The following is a 1,627-nucleotide window of genomic DNA, read 5'->3' as shown; positions in this document are numbered from 1 at the left end:
CGGCCGCACCGATCGCGATCGCCGACCGGTAGCCGAGTGATGCCATGCGGCGGCCCAGCGCCTCAGCGCCTGCCCGGTTGTCGATCTCGACGTGTCGGTTCTCTGCGCTGCCCGCACCGAACGTGACGACGCGTCCGCCGAAGCGGGCGTACTCGGCCAGTTCGCGTGCGGTGTCGGCGTCAGCCGACTCCTTCGTGCGGGAGGCGGCGAGCACGAGTCCTTGGGGGCGCTGTCCGCGCAGAGCGCGCACGATGCGGGCCTCGCGCACCGGGTCGCGCTCGGTGATCGCGATCGTCACCACGAGACCCTGCTCGTCGGCACCGCGGGCGACACCGGCCGCGATCAGACCGAAGTACGGGTCGGCGATGTCGGCCACGAGCAGCGCGATCACGGGCGAACTGCCACGGGCGGTGGCCTGAGCCGAGGCGTTGGCGGTGTAGCCGAGCTCGGCGGCCGCCTGCTCGACGCGCTCGCGGAACGACTCGGCGACCTTGCGCTCGGATCCGTTGAGAACACGGGATGCCGTCGCCAGCGAGACTCCGGCCTCACGGGCGACGTCGTGCAGGGTCGGGGCGGCTCCGCGCGAATGGCGCGGCTGACGCGCCCGGGAAGGGCTTTCCTGCTGACTCATGCCCTGAGCATACTGCGCGAGGCGGCGGAGATCGGGACGAAGAAGAGCACCGCGAGGCGCGTCTGACCGAGCATCGCCGGCCTACGCCGACAGGTACGACCGCAGGGCCGCGGCCTCGCCGCGAAGCAGCGCCGGATCATCGCCGGGCACGAACTCGAGCAGCGCATCGCGCGGTGGATGCGGGGCGGCCAGCGCCTCGCCGAAGAAGCGCGTCCACAGCGCATCCCTGGCCCGCAGCGGAAGTCGCTCGTGCGTCGGCCACCAGGAGAAGACATGTGCGGCACCGGTGTGTGCGGCGAGAGCGCGGTACTCGGCGAGAACGGTGTCGACCGCGGCGCCGACCGTGGGTTGCCAGTAGGTGCTGAGCGCACGGCTGCCCACCTCGTCGAGCAGGCGGAGCGTGGTGGGCGCCGTATCGGCGAGCGTGCCGGAATGGAACTCGAGCGCGAGGCCCATGCCCCGAGCATCCGCCTCGTCGGCCGCGTCGCGCAGCCGCGAGATGGTCGAGTTCCAGACCTCGGGCGATGCCTCGTCCGAGCCGATCGACCCTGCCCACACGCGCACGCGATCGACTCCGAGCGCCTCGGCGCTGTCGAGGATGAGCGTAAGCGGCTCTTCGGGGCTCGCGCGGAAGTACGAGCCGTAGGAGCATGGCTCGAGCCCGGCATCCGCGGTGAGTTCTGCCACCCGCGCTGCCCGGTCGACGTCACCCGGCGGCACGTGCACGTCGCCGCCCCATTCGATGACCTCGAGGCCTGCATCCGCGGCCAGTTCGACGACCTGCGACGGGTCGAGCGACCGGAAGGTCACCGAACAGAGTCCCGGCCGGATCTTCGTCATGGGGTCATCCTCTCAGGGGTGGCCTTTCTCCCTGCTGTGTCACCTGCAGGACAGACGCACGGATGCAGGACCAGAAGCGGTGTCTGATCCTGCCACTGTGCGTTGGTCCTGCCGATGGCCCTGGGAGTCGGCCCGCGGGCCCGGGCCCGGGTTCCC

At 71.3% G+C, this 1,627-nt stretch carries 2 protein-coding genes; both read right to left on the bottom strand.

All coding sequences use genetic code 11. The features are described 5' to 3' along the window. A partial coding sequence (locus J7E68_RS16790) for a LacI family DNA-binding transcriptional regulator (protein WP_215174508.1) occupies nt 1–631 on the bottom strand: 631 nt, incomplete at its 3' end. 81 nt (nt 632–712) lie between these two features. After that, complete coding sequence (locus J7E68_RS16785; RefSeq protein ID WP_215174506.1) at nt 713–1,471, bottom strand: TIM barrel protein; 759 nt, start codon at nt 1,469–1,471, stop codon at nt 713–715. Nucleotides 1,472–1,627 lie beyond the last annotated feature (156 nt).

The sequence above is a fragment of the Microbacterium sp. ISL-103 genome (assembly GCF_018613995.1).
Lineage (GTDB): Bacteria > Actinomycetota > Actinomycetes > Actinomycetales > Microbacteriaceae > Microbacterium.
The sequence above is the reverse complement of the archived record's forward strand: the minus strand, read 5'-3'. Positions and strand labels throughout refer to the sequence as shown.